Consider the following 22,412-nt stretch of genomic DNA (forward strand, 5'->3'; position numbering starts at 1 on the left):
GTCAGGTTGGGCGCATGCTGGCCTGCGCCATGAAGTCGGCGAGTTCGTCCGGCGTGGGCATCGCGGGGGCACAGCCGACGCGGGCCACGACCATCGCGGCGGCGGCGGATCCGCGCTGCACGGCCTCTGCCAGGTCGCGGCCTTCGGCCAGCGACGACAGGACGCCGGCCATGAAACTGTCGCCAGCGCCTGTGGGTTTCAGCGCCTCTGTCCGGTAGATGCCGGTGCGTGTCTCGCCCTCTGGCGTGAGGGTGATCGCGCCCTTTTCACCCATCTTGTAGATAACGATCTGCGCGCCCTCGGCCAGAAGGTACCGCGCCTTGTCCAGGCCTTTCCCCGCCGAACCGGCCATGAAGTCGAACTCCACATCGTTGCCGATCACGATGTCGCAGAGCGCCGCGGCGCGGGAATAGACGTCCGATGCCTCCTGCGCCGAGGCCCAGGAATAGGGGCGGTAATCGACGTCGAAGATCACCGGCAGCCCCTCGGCATTGGCCCGCTCGAACGCATGAAAGGCGGCGCCCCGCGAAGGCTCTGCCGCGAGCACCGTACCGGTCGTGACCAGCGCCGAAAACCCGGCGTAGGGCAGGGCCTCCACATCGGCCAGCGTCATGGCGAAATCGGCAGCCCCGTTGCGATAGATCACCGACTGCGTGTCCTGCAGCCGGGTTTCCACCACCGCCAGCGAGTTGCGCGCCTCACCGCCCACCGACCGCACATGACGGCGGTCGATTCCGTAGGCGTCCAGCTGGCCCAGGCAATAGCGCCCGATGGCGTCATCGGACACGCAGGTGACCAGCGCCGCGTCGCAGCCCAGACGGCACAGACCGGCGGCAATATTGGCCGACGATCCGCCAAGGGCTGCGGTGAATCGTGTGGCCTCTTCCAGCCGGGTGCCGGGCGGATCGGCATAGAAATCCATGCCCGCACGCCCGATGATAAGGAACCCCTTGCCCTGCAGGCGGGACAGATCTTTCATGGCCACCTTCGTTTCGAGTTGCACCGTTCCGATCCCGACGATACACATTTTGCAACCGGTTGCAAAGCCACGGGAGGGGCGACATGACCGAGATCGGAATCGGCATCGTCGGGGGCGGTTACATGGGCAAGGCGCATGCCGTGGCCATGGCGTCGGTGGGCGCCGTCTTTGGCACCGCCCTGCGACCCCGGCTCGAGATGATCGCCGCCTCCAGCGCCGAGAGTGCCGAGCGGTACCGCGCCGCTTTCGGGTTCGATCGCGCGGCCGCCGACTGGTGCGCACTGGTGGATGATCCGCGGGTCGAGGCGGTGATCATCGCCTCCCCCCAGGACACCCACCGCGCCATCGCCGAAGCCGCGCTGGCCCTGGGCAAGCCGGTTTTCTGTGAAAAGCCGCTGGCCGACACGATCGCGGATGCCCGCGCCATGGTCGCCGCGGCCGAGGCGTCGGGCGTGGTCACCATGACCGGCTTCAACTACATCCGCACGCCCGCGAGCCAGTTCGTGCGCCAGCTTTTGGCCGAGGGCGCCATCGGCGACATCACCTGGTTTCGCTCCGAACATACCGAGGATTTCCTGGCCGATCCCGACGCGCCCTTCAACTGGCGCTGTCGCGGGCAGGCCAACGGCAACATGGGCGATCTGGCCCCGCATCCGATCAACGCGGCACTGGCGCTCATGGGGCCGGTGGCGCGGGTCTGTGCCGAGGTGGAAACCGTGCACCGCGACCGCCCCGGCGGCACGGTCGACAACGACGATCACGCCCAGATCATGTGCCGCTTTGCGTCTGGCGTGATGGGGCACATCTATTCCAGCCGCGTGGCAACTGGGCGCAAGATGGGCTATGCCTATGAAATCATGGGTACAAAGGGCGCAATCCGGTTCGATCAGGAAGATCAGAACGCGGTCTGGCTTTACCTGGCCGACGGGCCCGAGGCGACGCGCGGTTTTCGCAAGATCCTGACCGGCCCGGCGCATCCCGACTACCTGCCGTTCTGCCAGGGGCCGGGCCACGGGACGGGCTATCAGGATCAGATCATCATCGAAGCCAAGGATTTCCTGACCGCCATTCACAGCGGTCAGCCGGTCTGGTCCACCTTCCGCGACGGTCTTGACGTCGCAGAGGTGATCGAGGCCGTGCATGCCTCGGCCGCGCGGGGCGGCTGGGTCAATGTCAGCGAGATGCAGGAGCGCACAGAATGACCATCCGGATCGGCAACGCCCCCTGTTCCTGGGGGGTTGAATTCGCGGGGGATCCGCGCAATCCGCCCTGGCGGCAGGTGCTGCGCGACTGCGCCGAAGCGGGATATACCGGCATCGAGCTGGGCCCTGTCGGCTATATGCCCGAAGACCCGTCGGAATTGGGCGAGGCGCTGGAGGAACACGGGCTGACGCTGATCGGCGGGGTGGTGTTCCGGCCCTTCCACGATGCGGCGAAATGGGATGACGTGGTCGATGGCGCGACCCGCACGGCGCGGTCGCTGGCCGCGCACGGGGCGCAGCATTTCGTGCTCATCGATTCCATTTCGCCCCGCCGCGCGCCGACGGCGGGCCGAGCCGATGAAGCCGAACAGATGGGGGCTGACGAATGGAAAGCCTTCGTGCAGCGCATCGAAACCGCGGCCCGGATCGGGACCGAGGATTTTGGTCTGACCGCGTCGATCCACGCCCATGCCGGTGGCTTTGTCGATTTCGAACCCGAGCTTGAGCGGCTTTTGAACGAGGTCGATCCGGCATTGCTTAAAATCTGCTTCGACACCGGCCATCATTCCTATGCGGGCTATGATCCCGTGGCCTTCATGCAGCGCCATGTGGACCGGATATCCTACATGCATTTCAAGGACATCAACCCGGCGGTGAAGGCGGATGTCGTGGCCAACCGTACCGATTTCTACAAGGCTTGCGGGCAGGGCATCTTTTGCAACCTGGGTCAGGGCGACGTCGATTTTCCCGCCGTCCGGCAGGTGCTGACCGACGCGGGGTTCGATGGCTGGTGCACCGTTGAACAGGATTGCGACCCGACGCTGGACGTGCGGCCCATCGACGACGCGCGGCGCAACCGCGACTACCTGCGCGCGATCGGATTCTGACCCGCCGCGCGCGGGGGCATTCATGGAAAGGAACAGGCGTATGGCAAAGCTGCGTTGGGGCATGATCGGCGGGGGCGAGGGCAGCCAGATCGGCCCGGCCCACCGTCTGGGCGCGGGCCTGGACGGGCATTTCGACTTTGCCGCGGGGGCGCTGGATCACCGGCCCGACGCGGGCCGAGCCTATGGCCAGCGGCTGGGGCTGACCCCCGACCGCGCCTATGGCAACTGGCAGGAGATGCTGGCGGGTGAACAGGCCCGCGACGACCGCGTCGATCTGGTCACCGTGGCCACACCCAATGCCACGCATTTCGAGATCACGAAGGCCTTCTTGCAGGCGGGGTTTCACGTGCTCTGCGAAAAGCCGATGACCATGACCGTGGACGAGGGCGAAGAGATCGTGCGCCTCGCCGCCGACACCGGGCGGATTTGCGCGGTGAATTATGGCTATACCGGCTACAGCCTCGTGCGGCACATGCGCGCCATGGTGGCACGCGGCGATCTGGGGCGCATCCGGCTGGTCAAGGCCGAGTTCGCGCATGGCCATCACGCCGACGCCGCCGATGCCGACAATCCGCGGGTGCGCTGGCGCTATGATCCGGCACAGGCCGGCGTCAGCGCGCAGTTCGCGGATTGCGGTATTCACGCCCTGCACATGGCGTCGTTCGTGATCGGCCAGCAGGTCGAACGGCTGAGCGCCGACACCGTCAGCTGCATCGAAAGCCGCGTGCTCGAGGATGATGCGATGCTGAATCTGCGCTTTGACGGCGGCGCGGTCGGGCGGCTTTGGACCTCGTCCATCGCGCTTGGCAACCAGCACGGGCTGTCGCTGCAGGTTTTTGGCGAAAAGGGCGGTCTGCGGTGGGCGCAGGAACAGCCCAACCAGCTTTACTGGATGCCGCTCGGGGGCCGTGTGCAGGTGATCGAACGCGGAGAGGCGCACCTGTCGCCCGAGGCCGACCGCACATCCCGTGTCACCATCGGCCATGCCGAGGGCATGCCGCTGGCCTTTGCCAACATCTATGCCGATCTGGCCGAGGCGATCCGCGCGGACAAAGAGGGCAGGGCGATGGACCCCGCCGCGAACCTTTATCCCCGCGCCGAGGATGGGTTGCGGTCGATGGCGGCGGTCTTTGCCGTGGCCGAAAGCGGTAAGGCCAAGGGCACCTGGGTCGACGCCAGACCGCCGATGTTTCGCTAGCGCTTGGGCCGCAGCGTGCCGCGCTCGACCATCGTGCAGGGCAGGAGCACCATCTGCGGCGGTGTGTCGGGGGCCTCGATCCCCTGCCGGACCAGTTCGACCGACGTGGCGACGATGCGGCGGACCGGTTGCCGGATCGTGGTCAGCGCGATCCGGTCCCAGGCGGCCATGTCCATGTCGTTGAGGCCCAGCAGCCCCAGGCCGTCGGGCACCGTCACGCCCGCCGCGCGGGCCGCGTCCAGCGCGCCGATGGCGATCACGTCGTCGCCGCAGAACCACGCCTCGACCGTCGGATCGGACGCCAGCGCGTGGCCCATGGCCGTGCGGCCCGCGCCATAGGAATAGGCGGTGGCATAGCGCACCGTCGGGGCCATCCCGGCGGCGCGCAGTTCAGCGTCGAAGCCCCGCAGTCGGTCGCGGGTCGTCGCCGCATCCCGTGGCCCGCCCAGAAAGCCGACGCTGGCATATCCACGCTCCAGCAGCGTGCGCGCGGCCAACCGCCCGGCCTGGGCATTGTCGATGCTGACCCGCGCGGTCTGCGGCGCCTCGGACGACCAGCCGAAGGCATGGACCACGGGCAGGCCCGCGTCGTGGAACACCTTGGCAAAGTCGGGCGGCAGGGTCGATGACGCGACGATCACCCCGTCGACGTTGTATTGCCGCAGCATCGTCAGCGATTTCGCCGCGTCCTCTTCGGCGCTGAGGTTGATCAGCAGCGGGCGAAGTGCCGCCTCTTGCAAGGCGCGGGTCAGGTGGTCGAAGATTTCAAGGAAGTAGGGGTTGGTGAAGTTGTTCGAGATCAGCCCCACCAGCGCCGTGCGCCCGGTCGTGAGGCTCGACGCCAGGACGTTCGGCGAATAGCCGAGTTCGGCGGCGGCAGCCTCGACCTTGGCGCGGGTCTTGGCCGACACCGACGCGCCGGGCGTGAAGGTGCGCGATACCGCCGATTTCGACACGCCCGCGCGCGCCGCCACATCCTGAAGGGTGATTGGCATGGGGTCCTTTTGTGCTGATCCGCTCTGCCTATCTGACCGGGGGATGGCGATTTTTGCAACCAGTTGCAAATTCGGGGTGCTGGAAACGCCGGACCTGCCGAAAAGACATCATTCGTGATGAACTGCGTTCAGACAAATCGCGGGAGAGTTGGCATGGCACGGCGGGCCACGATCAAGGATGTCGCGCGGGCCTCGGGGCTCAGCACGGCGACCATCGACCGGGCGCTCAACGGTCGGGCGAACGTGCGCGAAGAGACCTTGCGCAATATCGCCGAGGCGGCGCGCGACGTGGGCTATCACGCCCGCGGGTTGTTGGACTATCGCATCGACGCCAACGTGCCGGAACTGCGGCTTGGGGTGCTCCTGCTCAAGGAACGGCAGCCGTTCTTTCAGGCGTTCCGGGACAAGATCGAGCGCGCCGTGGCTTCTCGCAGCGATATCCGCGGGCGGGTGACCATCCGCTTTGCACAGTCCCAGTCGCCGGCGGAATTCGCCGAGCTGATCGGCGGTCTGGGAGAGGAATCCCAGGCGGTCGCGGCCATGGCGGTGAACCACCAGAGCCTTGACAAGGTGGTCAGCGAATTGCGGTCGCGCGATGTGCCGGTGTTTTCGCTTCTGAACGACTTTGCGCAGGGAATTCGGCGCAGTTACATAGGGTTGAACAATCTCAAGGTCGGGCGGCAGGCGGCCTGGATGCTGACCCGGATCGCCCCGCCCGGGCGGTTCGCGATCTTCGTGGGCGGCAACCGCTGGCATGGGCATGACCTGCGCGAGGTCGGGTTTCGCGCCTTCATGCGCGAACACGGCTCGGGGTTCGAAACCCTCGAAACGCTGGTCAACCTCGAAACCCGGCAGGTCACCTACGAGGCAACTCTGAGCCTGCTCGAGCGCTACCCCGACCTGCGCGGCATCTATGTGGCGGGCGGCGGGATGGAGGGGGCGATTGCCGCGCTACGCCAGGTGCGCCCGCCCGGCAAGGTGAGCCTTGTCGTGAACGAGATCACCCCCGACAGCCGCGCCGCGCTGTTGGACGGCTACGTGCAGATGGCCATCGTCACGCCGCTGGACGAGCTGTGCCAGCGCATGATCGACCTGGCGATCCGGGCCGCGTCCGATCCCATGTCGACCTCGGTCGAACAGCATTTTCTGGAGCCGCGGATCATCCTGCCGGAAATCCTGTAGTGATGGAAAACCATCATTCTGCGCGCGCAGAAAAACATCATGGTTGATGCAAACCACGCGCCGCAACATTGACGGAATCACCCCGCGGCCGCACTGATTTCTCGGCACGGACAAGCCGCGCAGATGGGGAAGGGGGTGTGACGGCGATGAAATTTGCGCTCAATCATATGACCCTGCCACGGTACGACTTTACCGCGCTGCTGGACATGGCGGCGTTGCTGGGCTGCATCGGGGTCGAGTTGCGCAATGATCTTGACCGCCCGCTCTTCGACGGGCTTGCCGCGGGCGACGCCGGGCAGATGGCCCGTGACCGCGGGTTGCGCATCGTCGGGCTAAGCCAGGTGTACCCGTTTAATACCTGGTCCGATGCCATCGGGGCCGAGGTCGGGGCCCTGTGCGACACCGCCCGGGCCTGCGGCGCCGAGACGATCAGCCTGATCCCCCGCAACGACGGCACCGGAACCGGCAAAGGCGAGAGGCACGCCAACCTGCGCATCGCGCTCAAGCAGATCCGCCCGATTGTCGAGGATGCGGGCCTTGTGGCGCTGATCGAACCGCTCGGCTTTGCGCGGTCTTCGCTGCGCTCAAAGCGGGACACGGTGGAAACCATCGCGGCGCTGGATGCAGAGCATGTGTTCCGGATCGTGCATGATACGTTCCACCATGCGCTGGCCGGGGGCGGGCCGATCTACCCCAAGCAGACCGGCATCGTGCACATCTCTGGGGTGGTCGATCCCCAACTCACGCTCGACCAGATGAAGGACGCGCACCGCGTGCTGGTCGATGAGCGGGACAGGCTGGGCAACACCGCGCAGCTGCGCGCATTGGTGCAGGCGGGGTACGATGGGCCAGTGTCCTATGAATGCTTTGCGCCCGAAACCCACGCGCTGGCGGATCCCGAAACCGCGATCCGCGCGTCGCTGAATTTCATTTCTTCGCAGATCGGGGCCCAGGCCGCCTGAGCGAAGGGAAACCGCCCCCGGGGACGGGGGCACCGGCAGAGAATAATGGGTGTGCCGGCACCGAATTGGGAGGACGAAACTGATAAAAAAAAGACCCTTATTGCCGCAGGTCTCGTGTCGCTGCTGTCAACCACCGCGATGGCGGAAACCATCGGCGCGTCGATCGCGCGGTTCGACGACAACTTTCTGACCGTCATGCGCAACGGCATGGTGGAATATGCCGCCGGCATCGACGGTGTCGATCTGCAGGTCGAGGATGCGCAGGACGACGTGGCCAAGCAGTTGGACCAGATCAACAACTTCATCGCAAGCGGCGTCGATGCGATCATCGTCAACGCCGTCGACACCTCGGCCACCGAGGCCATGAGCCAGGCCGCTGCCAGCGCAGGCGTGCCGCTGGTCTACGTGAACCGCCAGCCGGTCAACGTCGACAGCCTGCCCGACAACCAGGCCTTCGTCGCCTCGAACGAGATCGAATCCGGCACGTTCGCGGCCTTCGAGGCCTGCAAGATGCTGCACGCGATGGGTCATGCGGGGGGGGTTCGGGCTATCTGATGATGGGTCAGCTGTCCAACCAGGCGGCGGTGCAGCGCACCAAGGACGTCAAGGACGTGATCGGCATGGACATGTGCAACTTCATTTCCCTGATCGACGAGCAGACCGCCAACTGGTCGCGCGACGAGGCGCAGGACCTGATGACCAACTGGCTGTCCTCGGGCGAGGAATTCCAGGTGGTCTTTGCCAATAACGACGAAATGACCATCGGCGCTATCCAGGCGATGAAGGCCAACGGCGTGTCGATGGAAGATGTCGTTGTCGTCGGCGTGGACGCGACGCAGGACGCGCTTGTCGCGATGCAGGCGGGCGATCTGGACGCGACCGTGTTCCAGGATGCCTTCGGCCAGGGCGAAGGGTCGGTCGACGCGGCGCTGGCGCTCGCCCGGGGCGAGGAGGTGGACCAGAAGGTCTATATCCCGTTCAAGCTGGTGACCCCGGCCAACCTGGACGACTTCCTCGACCGCAACTGATCCGCGCGGATCCGGGACCGGCGGCGGGGCGATCCAGCCCTGCCGCCATCCCTCCCGGCGCGCACAGCAGACCGCAGCAGACCGATCAGGAGTGTCAGACATGGCAGAGACCACGCACGGGACCGGTGGGTTGAAATTCGAAAGCTCCAAACGGCAATGGCCCAACGAGCTCAACATCTTTCTCGCGCTCGTCATCATCGTCGCGATCTTCGAGGCGCTGGGACAGTTGCTGCCTTACATGAACGGGCAAAGCTTTCTGTTCGACACCAACGACCGCTTTGACACCGTGTTCAACGAAGCGCGGCTGAGGATCATCATCCTGCAGGTCGCGATCATCGGGATCATTTCGCTGGGGGTGACGCAGGTGATCATCTCGGGCGGGATCGACCTTTCGTCGGGGCCGCTGGTGGCCGCGACGGCGATGATCGTGATGTCGTTTGCGCAGACCGAACTGGTCAACGGCAACCCCAACCCCAAGGCGGTCTTCGGCGCCTGGTCCTTCGACCTGCCGGTGATCGTGCCGGTGATGGTGGGGCTGGCCTTCGGCGCTTTCATCGGGTCGATCAACGGCATGTTCATCGCCTTTACCCGCATTCCGCCCTTCATCGCCACACTGGGCATGTTCCTGATCTGCCGCGGCATCGCGCAGTGGTGGACGCGCGGGCAGCCCGTATCCTTCCCGACAGACGGCTACGCCGCGCTTGGGGCGGGGATGATGCCGGTGGTTTGGTTCGCCCTGCTGGCGATCCTGTGCCACGTGCTGTTGCGCTACACCGTTTATGGCAAACACACCTATGCCATCGGATCGAACGAGGATGCGGCGCGGATGTCTGGCATCAACGTCAAGCGGCACAAGGTCATGGTCTACATGATCGCGTCGATGCTGGCGGCCTTTGCCGCCATCGTGCTGAGTTCCAAGAACCTCACAGCGCAGAGCGGCATGGGCCTCTTCTACGAGCTTTACGCCATCGCCATGGCGGTGATCGGCGGCGTCAGCCTTACCGGCGGGCGCGGGTCGATCATCGGTACGGTGCTGGGCGCGATGGTCTTTGGCGTGATCCAGTCCGGTTTCACCTACGTCAAGCTCGACGCCTATTTCCAGATCATGGCCATGGGCGCGATCATCATCAGCGCGGTCGTGCTGGACAAATGGCGTCAGCAACGCGCCGCCGCGCGATCTTGAGGAGACGGACAATGAGCGACATCATTCTGGAAACCCGGGATCTGACCAAATACTATTGCGGCGTGCATGCGCTCGAGGGCGCGAATTTCACTCTGCGCAAGGGCGAACACGTGGCGATCATGGACGACAACGGCGCGGGCAAATCGACCTTCGTGCGGCAGATCACTGGGGTCGAACAGCGCACCCGGGGCGAGGTGCTGTTCGACGGAAAGCCGGTGCATTTCGCAGGCCCGCTCGAGGCGCGCGAGGCGGGAATCGAGGCGGTGTTCCAGAACCTCGCGCTGGCCGACGACCTTGACGTGTCCGACAACCTGTTTCTGGGGCGTGAAAAGACCAAGTGGAACTGGCTCGGACCGTTTCGCCTGCTCGATTACAAGGCGATGCGCGCCGACACCATCGCGGCGCTGGAAAAGACCGCCGTGAAGATCCCCAACATCCGCAACACCATCCAGAACATGTCGGGCGGGCAGCGCCAGTGCGTGGCCATTGCGCGCACCGCGACGTTCCATTCCAAGCTCACGATCATGGATGAACCGACGGCGGCGCTGGGGGTGCAGGAAACCGCGCAGGTGGAAAACATCATCCGCACGCTCAAGGAACAAGGTGAACCGCTGATCCTGATCAGCCACAACATGCGGCAGGTGATGGACCTGGTGGACCGGATCGTGGTGTTCCGGCGCGGGCGCATCTGCGCGAACCTGCGCAAGGAAGACACCGACGGTCAGGATGTCGTGGCCTATATCACCGGCGCCAAGACCCAACCCGAATATGCCGACGCCGCCTGAGGCCGGCACATCCACACAGTAATCCGCCGTGCGCTGACGCCGCCCCGGCCGTTGGGGGCGGGCAGACGCGGGAAGAAAGGACACCCGATGACAGTCAGATTTGCGATCCTTGGCGCGGGCCGCATCGGCCAGGTCCACGCCCGCGCCGTCACGGCAAACCCTGGTGCCATACTGGTGGCGATCTCCGATCCGGTTGCAGAGGCGGCGACGGCGGTCGCCGACCGCTACGGTTGCGAGATCCGCAGCATTGACGACATCGCCGCCGCGGCGGATGTGGACGCGGTGGCGATCTGCACACCCACGAACACCCATGCCGACCTGATCGAACAGTTTGCCCGCGCGGGCAAGGCGATCTTCTGCGAAAAACCCGTCGATCTGAGCCTCGCGCGGGTACAGGACTGCCTGAAGACGGTCGAGGCCGAGGGTGCAACGCTCATGGTCGGGTTCAACCGTCGGTTCGACCCGGATTTCAGGGCGGTCAAATCCGCCATCGACGCGGGCAGCATCGGCGCGGTCGAGATGATCACCATCACCTCGCGCGATCCCGGCCCGCCGCCGCTGGACTACATCAAGGTGTCGGGAGGGCTTTTCCGCGACATGACGATTCACGACTTCGACGTGGCGCGCTGGTTGCTGGGAGAGGAGGTCGAGACCGTGACCGCCCAGGCGTCGGTCCTGGTCGATCCAGCGATTGGCGAGGCAGGGGACTACGACAGCGCCAACGTCATCCTGCGCACCGCATCGGGGCGGCAGGCCGTCATCACCAATTCGCGCCGCGACACCTATGGCTATGACCAGCGGATAGAGGTGCTGGGGTCCAAGGGCATGGTCAGTGCCCGCAACATGGCCGAGGCCAATATCGAGGTGGCGGGGAAGGACGGGTTCGGCACGCCGCCGCTGCTGAACTTTTTCATGACCCGCTATGTAGCGGCCTATGCCAATGAAATCGCAGCCTTTGTCGAGGCGGTGGAAAACGGCACCTCGCCGCCCACGACCGGGCAGGATGGCATGCTGGCGCTGGCGCTGGCCGATGCGGCGCTCGCCTCGGTCGCCGAAGGACGCACCGTGAAGCTGAGCGAAATCACAGGATAGACCACAGGGACGACACGCGAGGCGTGGGTACGGCCCGGACGCGTCACGAAGGAAACAGGACAATGGGCACAACCCTCCGATTGACGGCCGCACAGGCGCTGGTGCGCTATCTGGGCGCGCAGATGAATGAGGATGGCGATCCGTTTATCGCCGGGGTCTGGGCGATCTTCGGGCATGGCAACGTCGCGGGCCTGGGCGAGGCGCTTTATGGCGTGCGCGACACGCTGCCGACCTACCGGGGCCACAACGAACAGACCATGGCCCATTGCGCCATCGCCTATGCCAAGCAGTTGCGCCGCCGCCGGGCGATGGCCGTGACCTCATCGATCGGACCGGGGGCCACTAACATGGTCACCGCAGCGGCGCTGGCGCATGTGAACCGGCTGCCGGTGCTGTTGCTGCCCGGCGATGTCTTCGCCAATCGCGGCCCCGATCCGGTGCTCCAGCAGATTGAGGATTTCGGCGACGGCACCGCGACGGTCAACGACACCTTCAAGACCGTCAGCCGCTATTTCGACCGCATCACTCGGCCCGAACATCTGCTGACCGCGCTGCCGCGCGCCTTTCGCACAATGACCGACCCCGCCGATTGCGGCCCGGTGACCCTGTCGATGTGTCAGGACCTGCAGGCCGAGGCCTATGACTACCCTGCCAGTTTCTTTGAACCGCAGGTCTGGCACCAGCGCCGCCCGCGCGCCGATCAGCGCGAACTGGACCGCGCGGCGGACGTGATCCGCGAGGCCAAGAAGCCGGTGATCGTCGCGGGCGGCGGGGTGCATTATTCCCGCGCGACAGAGGAACTGCGCGCCTTTGCCGAGGCAACGGGCGTCCCGGTGGCCGAAACCCAGGCGGGCAAATCGGCGCTGCCGTGGGATCATCCGCTTAACCTTGGCCCCATCGGCGTGACCGGCGGCACCCCCGCCAATTCGGTCTGCGCAGAGGCGGATGTGATCATCGGCATCGGCACGCGGTTTCAGGACTTCACCACCGGATCCTGGGGCCTTTTCGCCAATCCCGCGCGCAGGATCGTCAGCCTGAACGTCCAGGCCTATGACGCCGCCAAGCACGGCGCGCTGCCGGTCATGGCCGATGCCCGCACCGGTCTGGCGGACCTGTCGGGCGCGCTCGATGGCTACCGGGTGGACGTTGGGGCAGGGCCGCTCAAATCCGACTGGTTCGCCGCGGTCGATCCCCTGACCGATGCGCCCAAAGACACCAACGCGCTGGCCACCGATATGCAGGTCGTGGGCGCGGTGCAGCGCGCGGCGACCGACGATACCGTGGTGATGTGCGCGGCAGGCACCATGCCGGGCGAATTGCACAAGCTCTGGAAGGCGGGCAAGCCCGGCAGTTATCACATGGAATACGGCTTCAGCTGCATGGGCTACGAGATCGCCGGCGCCATGGGCATCAAGATGGCCCAGCCGCAGGCCGACGTGATCTGTTTCACTGGCGACGGCACCTACATGATGGCCAATTCCGAAATGGCCACGGCGGCGATGATGGGGATCAGCTTTACCGTCGTGGTGACCGACAACCGCGGCTTTGGCTGCATCAACCGGTTGCAGATGGGCACCGGCGGGGCGGAGTTCAACAATCTGCTCGACCACACGGTGCACGCCCAGCCTTCGGCCATCGACTTTGCCACCCACGCCGCCTCCATGGGGGCAACGGCCGTCAAGGTCGGCTCCATCGCCGAGATGGAGGAGGCGCTGGCCAAGCGCCACGGCGTCAAAGGGCCTTACGTCGTGGTGATCGACACCGATCCCTATCCCAGCACCGATCCTGGCGGCACCTGGTGGGAGGTCGGCGCGCCCGAAGTGTCGGACCGGCCCGAGGTCAAGGCGGCGCGCGCGCAGTACGAGGCCAACAAGAAACTGCAAAGGGCCGACTGATGGCGGTGCGTCTGGGCATATCGCTGATCGCCTGGCAGAACGACGACCTGCCGCAACTGACGGCGGCGTTCACCACCGAAGGGGCGATGGAGGATGCCGCGCGCATCGGCTTTGCCGGGGTCGAACGCGGCCGTCGCATGCCCGGCGACACCGAGGGGCTGCGCGCCTACCTCGACCGCTACGGCGTGGCGCTTTGCGGCGGCTGGTGTTCGGGCAACCTCATGCGCGCCGCGCTTGACGAGGAAAAGGCCGCCGTGCGGTTGCAGGTCGACCAGTTCGCCGCCCTGAATGCGCCCTGTATCGTCTACGCCGAATGTTCGAACACCGTGCAGGGCGAAATCGCGACGCCGGTCAGCCAACGCCCCAAGCTCAGCCGGGACGAGGTGACGGGCTATGGGGCGAAGCTCACCGAACTGGCCAAGTGGACGGCGGGGCGCGGTGTCACGCTGGCCTATCATCACCACATGGGGTCGATGATCCAGGATGCCGAGGATATCGACTGGCTGATGGAGGGATCCGGCCCCGAGGTGACGCTGCTGTTCGACACCGGGCACCTGTGGTTCGCCGGGGCCGATCCGTTGGCGGTGCTGGACAAGTGGGGCGACCGCATCCACCACGTGCATTTCAAGACCGTGCGCCAGCAGGTGCTGGACCGGCTGCGGGCGCGCGACGGCAGCTTTCTGGACGGGGTGGCGGGCGGCGTCTTTTCGGTGCCGGGCGACCCCGAAGGCTGCATCGACTTTCAGCAGATCACCGACCGGCTGGCGGCCATGGGCTATGACGGCTGGATCGTGGTCGAGGCGGAACAGGACCCGGCCAAGTCCCCGCCGTTCGAATATTCGCGCATGGGCCATGACCACCTGCGCGAGATTTGCGCGCGCTCGAACCTGGCCATCGCCGACTGACGCGCGGCAGGTCACAGCACAGGAGGACCGCATGAAAGACCAATTGACCGGATACAGCGGCTATTTCGACGCTGATGCGGGCGATCTTGACGCGTTCAAAGCGCTGACCTCGCGCAGGCTGGACCCAGCCGAGGTGCCGCAGGCCGCGCGCGTCGAAAAGAACATCCCGCTGTACGTCATGACGACGCTGGCACCCGCGCTGGCGGACCCGGATCAGCGCCGTGCGCTGCTGGCCGAATGGAATCATGTCCTCAGCGCCTCTGCCGGGGTGATCGTGCTCAAAGCCGCCTATCCCGACACCGCCCCCATCGACCGCGCGTCCCAGGTGTTCCGCGCGATCATCGCCGAGGAACGCAGCCAGACCGCAGGCAAGGGCGATCACTTTGCCGCCGCCGGGGCCAACGACAGGATCTGGAATTCGTTGCAAAAACAATGCCTGCGCGACCCCGAAGGCTTTGCGCTCTATTTCGGCAATCCCGCCATTGCGGCAGCGTCCGAGGCCTGGCTTGGCCCGAACTACCAGATGACCGCCCAGGTCAACCAGGTGCGCCCGGGCGGCAAGGCGCAGAACGCGCATCGCGACTATCACCTGGGGTTCCAGACCGCCGAGGGGGCTGCCCGCTATCCGGCGCTGGCGCATCTGGTGACCGCGACGCTGACGCTGCAGGGGGCGGTGGCGCATTGCGACATGTCGGTGGAAAGCGGGCCGACCAAGCTCTTGCCGTTTTCCCAGCTTTACGGGGCCGGCTACGTCGCGATGCACGACAGCGCCCATGCCGACTGGTTCGAAGAGGCCTGCGTGCAACTGCCGCTCGCCAAGGGCGATGCGCTGTTCTTCAACCCCGCGCTCTTTCACGCCGCCGGCGCCAACCGGACCGGGGATGTGGAGCGGATGGTGAACCTGTTGCAGGTATCGTCGGCCTTTGGCCGCTCGCTCGAGGCGGTGGATCGCGCGGCGATGACGCGCGCAATCTTTCCGGCGCTCAAAGCGCTGCGCGGCGCGGGGCGGCTCACCCCGGCAGAGGTGGACGCCGCCGTGGCCGCCACCGCCGAGGGCTATCCGTTTCCCACCAACCTCGACACCGATCCGCCCATCGGCGGGCTGGCTCCGGCCAGCCAGGCCGATATCCTGCGCCGCGCGCTGGCCGAGGACTGGACACCGGACGCGCTGGATGCGGAACTGACCGCCCTCGCCACGCGCCAACGGCCCTGAGCGGGGCGACCACAGCACGAAAGGACCCTCATGCCCGAGCTTCTCAGAAAACCCTTCGGCACCCGTGGCAAGGTACACCAGATCACCCCTGAAAGCGCGGGCTGGCGCTATGTGGGCTTTTCGCTCTATCGCCTGCGTGCGGGCGACACGGCGGCCGAGGCAACGGGGGATCGCGAGGTGATGCTTGTCATGGTCGAGGGCAAGGCCGCGATCACCGGTGCGGGACAGGACTGGGGCGTGCTGGGCGACCGGATGGATGTGTTCGAAAAGACCCCGCCGCATTGCCTCTACCTGCCGAATGGCAGCGACTGGCAGGCCGTGGCGGAAACTGACTGCGTGCTGGCGGTGTGCAGCGCACCGGGCCACGGCCGACACCAGGCGCGCCGCATCGGCCCCGACGGCATCACCCTGACCGAACGCGGCAAGGGCACCAACACCCGCCACATCAACAACATCGCGATGGAGAACGAAGATTACGCCGACAGCCTGCTGGTGACCGAGGTCTTTACCCCCGCGGGCCACTGGTCGTCTTACCCCAGCCACCGGCACGACGAGGATGACTTTCCGCGTATCACCTACCTGGAAGAAACCTACTACCACCGACTGAACCCGGCCTCGGGGTTCGGCATTCAGCGAGTCTATACCGACGACGGAGGGCTTGACGAAACCATGGCCGTGAGCGATGGCGACGTTGTACTGGTGCCCCGGGGTCATCACCCCTGCGGCGCGCCATACGGGTTCGAGATGTATTATCTCAACGTGATGGCGGGGCCGCTGCGCAAATGGCGTTTCGTCCCCGCGCCAGAGGTGGAATGGATCATGCAGCGCGATGCGTGACCGGGCAGGGACGGTGCCGGATTGGAAGATGTCAGGATAGTGGTGACGGGCGGGACCATCGACAAGGTCCATGACGTCAGAAACGAAGGGCTGGGATTTGCGCCGGACGGATCGACGCATATCCCCGAGATGCTGCGCATCGGGCGCTGCCATTTCCCGTTGGTCGAGCTGCTGATGCTCAAGGACAGCCTGTATTTCGACGATGCCGACCGCGACGCGATTGCCGCTGCCGTGCGCGACGCGCCGGAACGCGCGGTGGTCGTGACGCACGGCACCGGCACCATGGGTGACACCGCGCGGTTCCTGCAGGGCAAGGCGCCGGACAAGACCGTGGTGCTGACCGGCGCGATGCGGCCCTTTTCGCTTTATGCCTCGGACGGGGAATTCAACCTGGGCGGTGCTGTGGTCGCCGCGCAGCTTTTGTCGCCGGGTGTCTGGGGCGTGATGAACGGGCGGGTCTTTGCCGCAGACAAGCTCAACAAGAACACGGCGCAGGGGCGGTTCGATGTCTGAGAGCAACCCCCTGCGCCTGCCCCGAAAGGACGCACGAACATGACGCGACACGGTGGGCAGCTTTTGGTGGAATGCCTGGGCGCGCTTGGCGCGACCAAGGCGTTTGGCGTGCCGGGGGAAAGCTATCTGGCGGTGCTGGACGCGCTGCACGACACGGCGGGCACCTTCGATTTCATAAACTGCCGGCACGAGGGCGGCGCGGCCTTCATGGCCGCCGCCTGGGGCAAGCTGACCGGCCAGCCGGGCATCTGCATGGTCACGCGTGGCCCGGGGGCAACGAACGCGTCCATCGGCGTGCACACGGCGATGCAGGACAGCGCACCGATGCTGATGTTCGTGGGCCAGATCGGCACCGGCATGCGCGGGCGCGAGGCGTTTCAGGAGCTTGATTACCGTGCCGTCTTCGGCAGCATGGCGAAATGGGCGGTCGAGGTCGACGACGTGGCGCGCCTTCCCGAAATCGTCGCGCGGGCCTGGAAAACCGCCACCACGGGCCGCCCCGGTCCGGTGGTCGTGGCACTGCCCGAGGATATGCTGACAACCCTCACCGACGCACCCGCGCTGACCGGCCCCGCCGCCTATCCCGAGGCGGAGCCGTCGGCGGAGGCGATGACGCAGGTGCGCGCGGCCCTGTCGGCGGCGGCGCGGCCGCTGATCCTTTACGGCGGGTGCAACTGGACCGATGCGGGCCGGGCGGCGCTGCAGGCCTTTGCCGAAGCCTCTGACATTCCGGTCGTGTCGGTCTTCCGCTATCAGGACCGGTTCGACAACTTCTCGCCCTGCTTCTGCGGCGAGGCGGGCGTCGGCATGATGCCCAACGTGCGCAAGCTGATGCAGGAAGCGGATGTGATCTTGGCGATCAACAACCGCTTTGGTGAGAATTCGACCGATGCCTGGCGGCTGCTTGACGTGCCTGTGCCGCGCCAGCGGCTGATCCATGTGCACGGCTCCGACGCCGAGCTGGGCAAGGTCTACCAGCCGGAACTGGGGATCTGCTGCGGCCCCAACGCCTTTGTCGCAGCCCTTGCCTCTGCCCCGGTCAGCGGTGGCTGGGCCGGGTGGCGGTCCGATGCCAAGGCCGCGTGGGAGGCAGGGTTCGACATCGGCGATCTGCCCGGGCCGGTGGACATGGGCAAGGTCACCGCGCATCTGCGCAAAGTGCTGCCCGACGATGCGATCCTGACCAACGGCGCGGGCAATTTCGCGGTCTGGCCGAACAAGTTCTACCGCTTCGGACCGCAGGCGCGGCTCCTGGCGCCGCAGTCGGGGGCCATGGGGTACGGCGTGCCCGCGGCCATCGCCGCGCGGCTTGCGGACCCGGCCCGCCGGGTGATCTGCTTTGCGGGCGACGGCGATTTCCAGATGACCGGGCAGGAACTGGCGACCGCTGCGCAATACGGTGCGCAGCCGATCATCCTGATCGTCAACAACGGCATCTACGGCACCATCCGCGCGCATCAGGAACGGCATTATCCCACGCGCGTCTCGGCGACCGAGATGAGCGTCAATCCGGATTTCACCGCCTTGGCAAAGGCTTACGGCTTTCACGCCGAACGGGTTGAGGCGGCGGACGACTTTGCCGCGGCGTTCGAACGCGCGCTGGCGTCGGACACCGGCGCGGTGCTTGATCTGGCCGTGTCACCCGAGGCGCTGACCCCGCGCCAGAGCCTGACGCAAATCCGCGACGCGGCGCTCGCGGCGCGGTCGGACAAAGGCTAGGCAATGTCTGATCGCTATGACGTGGTGATTGTCGGCGGCGCCGTGATCGGCTCTGCCATCGCCTATTACCTGACGGCGAACCCGGATTTCGACGGCCGCGTGCTGGTGGTCGAGCGCGACCCGACCTATGCCCGGTCGTCCACCGCGCTGTCGTTTTCATCGATCCGCACGCAGTTTTCCAACCCGATCAACGTGCAGATCAGCCAGTACGGGCTTGAGGTCATTCGCGATTTCGCCGCCATGACGCAAGTCGGCGACAACCGGCCCGATCTGCAGTTCCAGCCCGGCGGGTACCTGTTTCTGGCCCGCGACGCCGACCAGGTGCAGGTGATGCGCGAAAATCACGCGGTGCAGCGGGCCTGTGGGGCGGATGTCGTACTGTGGAGCCGCGATGACCTGGCCGAGGCCTTTCCGCATCTGCGGGTCGAAGATGTGGCGCTCGCCTCTTACGGCCGGTCGGGCGAAGGCTGGTTCGACAACGCCGCGATGATGGCTGGGTTTCGGCAAAAGGCCCGGGCGCAGGGGGCGGAATTCCTGACCGACGAGGTGACGGGGATTTCGCGCGAGGGCGACCGCGTCACCTCGGTGAAGCTTGCCTCGGGCCGGGTGATCGGCGCGGGCATGCTCGTCAACGCCACGGGTCCGCGCGCGGCGTTCACCGCGCGGATGGCGGGGCTCACGATTCCGGTCGAGCCGCGCAAGCGGACGGTGTTCGTCTTCGATTGCGCGAAATCGCCCGAAGGCACGGCGCGCGTCAACGGTGGCCGTCTGCCGCTGATGATCGACGCGGGCGGCGTGTTCAGCCGCCCCGAAGGCCGGTATTTCATCGCCGGGTGCCCCCCCGTTCAGGACACCGCCGTGGATTATGACGATTTCGATCCCCGCCACGATGAATTCGAAGAACTGGTCTGGCCCGCGCTTGCCGCCCGGTCCGAAGCGTTCGAGGCGATCAAGGTGGTGGGGCAGTGGGCCGGGCACTATGCGTTCAACACGCTCGATCACAACATGATCGTCGGCCCGTCGCCCGAGGTGGGCAATTTCCTTTTCGCCAACGGTTTTTCCGGGCATGGGCTGCAACAGGCCCCGGCGGTCGGACGCGGGGTGTCGGAGCTGATCCTTTACGGCGGCTTCCGCACGCTGGACCTGAGTCCGCTGGGGTTCGAGCGGATCGCGCAGAACCGCCCGTTCCTGGAACGGGCGGTGATCTGAGCCGGTATAGCGGGATGCGGTAGGATTGAAACGGCCTTGAGTGGACCTTGCGCAAACAGGGTGAGGTGTCGCGCCATTGCAGTCGCGCGCGGATGCGATCAGGTCTTTCCGCTCAGGCGCTTTATGCCAGCCAAACCGCACGCCACCCCGGCGATTTACCAAGCTCAGCCTAATCGCAGCCGCGTGGGGGCGCGACTGCGATGGCGCGGCGGCCTTCGGCCTTGAGGCCGCGCCGGGAGCTTTGCTCGTACGTCCGCTTCAGGCGGCTCGCGCGCGATTCAAATTGTCAGCATCCCGCTTTACACCATGATCCTTCGGGGATCGGCGATCAGCCCCGAAAGGTAGCTGACGAACCGTGCGGCATCCGCGCCGTTGATCACCCGGTGATCATAGCTCAGATCAAGCGGCACCATCGGCACCGGACGCGGCGTGTCGCCGTCCCAGACGGTCACCGTCTCGGTGCGGGTGATGCCCAGGATGGCCAGTTCCGGCGGGTTGACGATGGGCGTGAAGCCGATGCCGCCGATGCCGCCCAGGTTCGACACCGACATCGACGCGCCGCCCATTTCATCGGGCGTGATCTTGCGGGCCTGCGCCCGCGAAGCGAGGTCCGACAGCTCTGCCGCGATCTGCCACAGGCCCTTGCGATCCACGTCGCGAATGACCGGCACCATCAGCCCGTGCGCCGTGTCCACCGCCACGCCGATATGGACATAGTCCTTGAGGATCAGCGTCTTGCCGTCCGCACTTAGCGACGCGTTGAAGCGCGGGAATTCCCGCAGCGCCCGCGCCAGCGCCTTGAGGTGAAAGACCAGCGCCGTGAGCTTCACGCCGCGCGTCTGGGCCTCGGGCTTGAGTGTCGCGCGCAGCGCCTCGATGGCGGTGACATCTGCGCGGTCGTGGTGGGTGACCTGCGGAATCAGCGCATTCGCCGCCGACAGATTGGCCGACGCGATCTGCGCGAAGCGGCTCATCGGCTCTTCGCTGACGGGCCCGTACTGCGCGTGATCGACCTGCCAGTACGAGGTGTCGCCCTTAGGCGCGGATGCGGCGGGCTTGGCCGACTGCTCCAGATCCTCGGCCCCGATGGTTGTGCGGCCCAGGTCGCGGGCCAGCGCGTCGATGTCGATGCCCTTTTGCAGGGCCATGGCGCGAACCGTGGGGGCGGCTTTGACGTTGCTCATCTGCGCCTCACCAGCTGGCCGAAATGTACTGGGTTTCCATGAACTCAAGCATGCCCTCATGCCCGCCTTCACGGCCCAGACCGGATTGCTTGGTCCCGCCAAAGGGGGCGGCGGGGTCGCTGACCAGCCCGCGGTTGAGCCCGACCATGCCGTAATCCAGCCGTTCGCAGACCTGCATCGCACGCTTCATGTCGGCGGAGAAGACGTAGGCCACCAGCCCGTATTCGGTGTCATTGGCGCGGCGGATCGCCTCTTCGGTGTCGGAAAAGGTCTGGATCGCGGCCACCGGGCCAAAGATTTCGTCATGCACGCAATCGGCATTCTCGGGCACGTTCGACAGCACCGTGGGCGGGTAGAAATAGCCCGTCCCGTCGGGCGTCTCACCGCCGCATTCCACCTTGGCCCCCTTGGCCACCGCATCGGCCACGAAGGCCGCCACCTTGTCGCGGGTGTCGGCATTGACCAGCGGGCCCACATCGACCGACGGGTCGCTGCCGTCACCGACCTTAAGCGCCGCCATCCGTTCCGTCAGCCGGGCCGTAAAGGCGTCGGCGATGCTTTCGTGCACGTAGATGCGGTTTGCGGCGGTGCAGGCCTCGCCCAAGTTGCGCATCTTGGCCAGCATGGTGCCTTCGATGGCGGTGTCCATGTCGGCATCGTCCAGCACCACCACCGGCGCGTTGCCGCCCAGTTCCATCGCCGGTTTCAGCACCTGATCGGCGGCGCCTTTCAAGAGCTTGCGGCCGACACCGGTGGAGCCGGTGAAGCTGACCACCCGCACGCGCGGGTCGTGCATCATGTGATCGACCAGCGCGCCGGTCTTTTTCGACGGCAGCACGTTGACCAGCCCCGGCGGCACGCCGGCCTCTTCCAGAAGCGGCATCAGCGCCAGCATGGTCAGGGGCGTTTCCGAGGCGGGTTTGATGATCACCGCACAGCCTGCGGCCAGCGCGGGCGCGATCTTGCGCGTGCCCATGGCGGCGGGGTAGTTCCAGGGCGTGATCAGCACTGCCAATCCGGCGGGCTTGTGCTGCACGATGATCCGCGCGCCGGACGCGGGCGCCCGGGTGATCAGGCCATCTGCGCGCACCGCTTCTTCGGCGAACCAGCGAAAGAATTCGGCGGCATAGGTCGCCTCGCCCATGGCATCGGCGCGGGCCTTGCCGTTTTCCAGCGTGATCAGTTTCGCGAAATGATCGAGCCGCGCGGTCATCAACTCCCACGCCTTGCGCAGCACTTCGGAGCGTTCGCGCGGCGTGCGCGCGGCCCAGTCCGCCATCGCCGCTTCGGCGGCGTCGAGTGCGGCATCGGCATCCTTGATATCGGCCGAGGCGACCGAGGCCAGAACCTCTTCGGTGGCGGGGTTGAGCACGTCAAACCGTTCGTCGCTGCCGTGCCATTGGCCGTTGATGTAGAGATCGGTGAAGTCCATGTCGTTCTCCAG

At 66.1% G+C, this 22,412-nt stretch carries 19 protein-coding genes and 1 pseudogene; 16 read left to right on the top strand and 4 right to left on the bottom strand.

The features are described 5' to 3' along the window. Position 1: 1 nt before the first annotated feature. Positions 2-979, bottom strand: coding sequence for a 5-dehydro-2-deoxygluconokinase (gene iolC / locus ACOXXX_RS07560; RefSeq protein WP_422825955.1), 978 nt, complete (start codon positions 977-979; stop codon positions 2-4). A gap of 83 nt (positions 980-1,062) precedes the next feature. Between iolC and ACOXXX_RS07565 the strand changes: the two genes are divergently transcribed. From ACOXXX_RS07565 to ACOXXX_RS07575, 3 genes are read left to right on the top strand one after another with little or no spacing between them, the layout of a single operon-like run. Further along, positions 1,063-2,181, top strand: a complete 1,119-nt coding sequence (locus tag ACOXXX_RS07565; RefSeq protein WP_422825956.1) for a Gfo/Idh/MocA family protein — start codon at positions 1,063-1,065, stop codon at positions 2,179-2,181. Next, positions 2,178-3,068: a TIM barrel protein gene (locus ACOXXX_RS07570; protein ID WP_422825957.1), complete on the top strand. Its 891-nt coding sequence runs from the start codon at positions 2,178-2,180 to the stop codon at positions 3,066-3,068. The genes ACOXXX_RS07565 and ACOXXX_RS07570 overlap by 4 nt, the downstream gene beginning before the upstream one ends. A 40-nt stretch (positions 3,069-3,108) precedes the next feature. Continuing rightward, on the top strand, positions 3,109-4,266 hold the full coding sequence (locus ACOXXX_RS07575) for a Gfo/Idh/MocA family protein (RefSeq protein ID WP_422825958.1): 1,158 nt from the start codon (positions 3,109-3,111) through the stop codon (positions 4,264-4,266). On the opposite strand, the gene ACOXXX_RS07580 is transcribed toward ACOXXX_RS07575, so the two are convergent. Then, positions 4,263-5,261, bottom strand: a complete 999-nt coding sequence (locus ACOXXX_RS07580; RefSeq protein WP_422825959.1) for a LacI family DNA-binding transcriptional regulator — start codon at positions 5,259-5,261, stop codon at positions 4,263-4,265. The two genes, ACOXXX_RS07575 and ACOXXX_RS07580, sit on opposite strands and share 4 nt — an antisense overlap. Before the next feature lie 153 nt (positions 5,262-5,414). Between ACOXXX_RS07580 and ACOXXX_RS07585 the strand changes: the two genes are divergently transcribed. The 13 genes and pseudogenes from ACOXXX_RS07585 (at position 5,415) to ACOXXX_RS07645 (ending at position 19,784) form a co-directional block, all read left to right on the top strand. Then, positions 5,415-6,443 (top strand): LacI family DNA-binding transcriptional regulator, encoded by a 1,029-nt coding sequence (locus ACOXXX_RS07585; RefSeq protein ID WP_422825960.1) that lies wholly within the window; start codon positions 5,415-5,417, stop codon positions 6,441-6,443. A 167-nt stretch (positions 6,444-6,610) separates the two neighbouring features. Beyond that, entirely contained in the window at positions 6,611-7,405 is a 795-nt protein-coding gene (locus ACOXXX_RS07590; protein ID WP_422825961.1) for a TIM barrel protein, read from the top strand. 138 nt (positions 7,406-7,543) lie between these two features. Further along, positions 7,544-8,433 (top strand): annotated as a pseudogene (locus ACOXXX_RS07595) (sugar ABC transporter substrate-binding protein). 100 nt (positions 8,434-8,533) lie between these two features. Next, complete coding sequence (locus ACOXXX_RS07600; RefSeq protein WP_422825962.1) at positions 8,534-9,616, top strand: ABC transporter permease; 1,083 nt, start codon at positions 8,534-8,536, stop codon at positions 9,614-9,616. A gap of 11 nt (positions 9,617-9,627) precedes the next feature. Beyond that, complete coding sequence (locus ACOXXX_RS07605; protein WP_422825963.1) at positions 9,628-10,401, top strand: ATP-binding cassette domain-containing protein; 774 nt, start codon at positions 9,628-9,630, stop codon at positions 10,399-10,401. Between the two features lie 87 nt (positions 10,402-10,488). Next, complete coding sequence (iolG, locus tag ACOXXX_RS07610) at positions 10,489-11,493, top strand: inositol 2-dehydrogenase (RefSeq protein ID WP_422825964.1); 1,005 nt, start codon at positions 10,489-10,491, stop codon at positions 11,491-11,493. Positions 11,494-11,555: 62 nt separating this feature from the next. Continuing rightward, positions 11,556-13,388 carry a 3D-(3,5/4)-trihydroxycyclohexane-1,2-dione acylhydrolase (decyclizing) gene (gene iolD / locus ACOXXX_RS07615; protein ID WP_422825965.1) on the top strand — a complete coding sequence of 611 codons (1,833 nt, stop codon included), beginning with the start codon at positions 11,556-11,558 and terminating at the stop codon, positions 13,386-13,388. Further along, a complete protein-coding gene (gene iolE, locus ACOXXX_RS07620) occupies positions 13,388-14,293 on the top strand; it encodes a myo-inosose-2 dehydratase (protein ID WP_422825966.1) in 906 nt (301 codons plus the stop codon). Before iolD ends, iolE begins: the two co-directional genes overlap by 1 nt. A gap of 31 nt (positions 14,294-14,324) precedes the next feature. Then, positions 14,325-15,506 carry a phytanoyl-CoA dioxygenase family protein gene (locus ACOXXX_RS07625; protein ID WP_422825967.1) on the top strand — a complete coding sequence of 394 codons (1,182 nt, stop codon included), beginning with the start codon at positions 14,325-14,327 and terminating at the stop codon, positions 15,504-15,506. A 30-nt stretch (positions 15,507-15,536) separates the two neighbouring features. After that, a complete protein-coding gene (gene iolB / locus ACOXXX_RS07630) occupies positions 15,537-16,343 on the top strand; it encodes a 5-deoxy-glucuronate isomerase (RefSeq protein WP_422825968.1) in 807 nt (268 codons plus the stop codon). Between the two features lie 42 nt (positions 16,344-16,385). Continuing rightward, a complete protein-coding gene (locus tag ACOXXX_RS07635; RefSeq protein ID WP_422825969.1) occupies positions 16,386-16,856 on the top strand; it encodes an asparaginase domain-containing protein in 471 nt (156 codons plus the stop codon). A 39-nt stretch (positions 16,857-16,895) separates the two neighbouring features. Then, positions 16,896-18,575 carry a thiamine pyrophosphate-dependent enzyme gene (locus ACOXXX_RS07640; RefSeq protein WP_422825970.1) on the top strand — a complete coding sequence of 560 codons (1,680 nt, stop codon included), beginning with the start codon at positions 16,896-16,898 and terminating at the stop codon, positions 18,573-18,575. 3 nt (positions 18,576-18,578) lie between these two features. Continuing rightward, complete coding sequence (locus ACOXXX_RS07645; protein ID WP_422825971.1) at positions 18,579-19,784, top strand: NAD(P)/FAD-dependent oxidoreductase; 1,206 nt, start codon at positions 18,579-18,581, stop codon at positions 19,782-19,784. Positions 19,785-20,083: 299 nt separating this feature from the next. On the opposite strand, the gene ACOXXX_RS07650 is transcribed toward ACOXXX_RS07645, so the two are convergent. Beyond that, positions 20,084-20,968, bottom strand: a complete 885-nt coding sequence (locus ACOXXX_RS07650) for a 2-oxo acid dehydrogenase subunit E2 (RefSeq protein WP_422825972.1) — start codon at positions 20,966-20,968, stop codon at positions 20,084-20,086. 7 nt (positions 20,969-20,975) lie between these two features. Beyond that, positions 20,976-22,400, bottom strand: a complete 1,425-nt coding sequence (locus tag ACOXXX_RS07655) for an NAD-dependent succinate-semialdehyde dehydrogenase (RefSeq protein ID WP_422825973.1) — start codon at positions 22,398-22,400, stop codon at positions 20,976-20,978. Positions 22,401-22,412: the final 12 nt, after the last annotated feature.

It is taken from the genome of Thalassococcus sp. BH17M4-6 (assembly GCF_049323015.1).
In the GTDB taxonomy this organism is placed as follows: Bacteria; Pseudomonadota; Alphaproteobacteria; order Rhodobacterales; family Rhodobacteraceae; genus Puniceibacterium.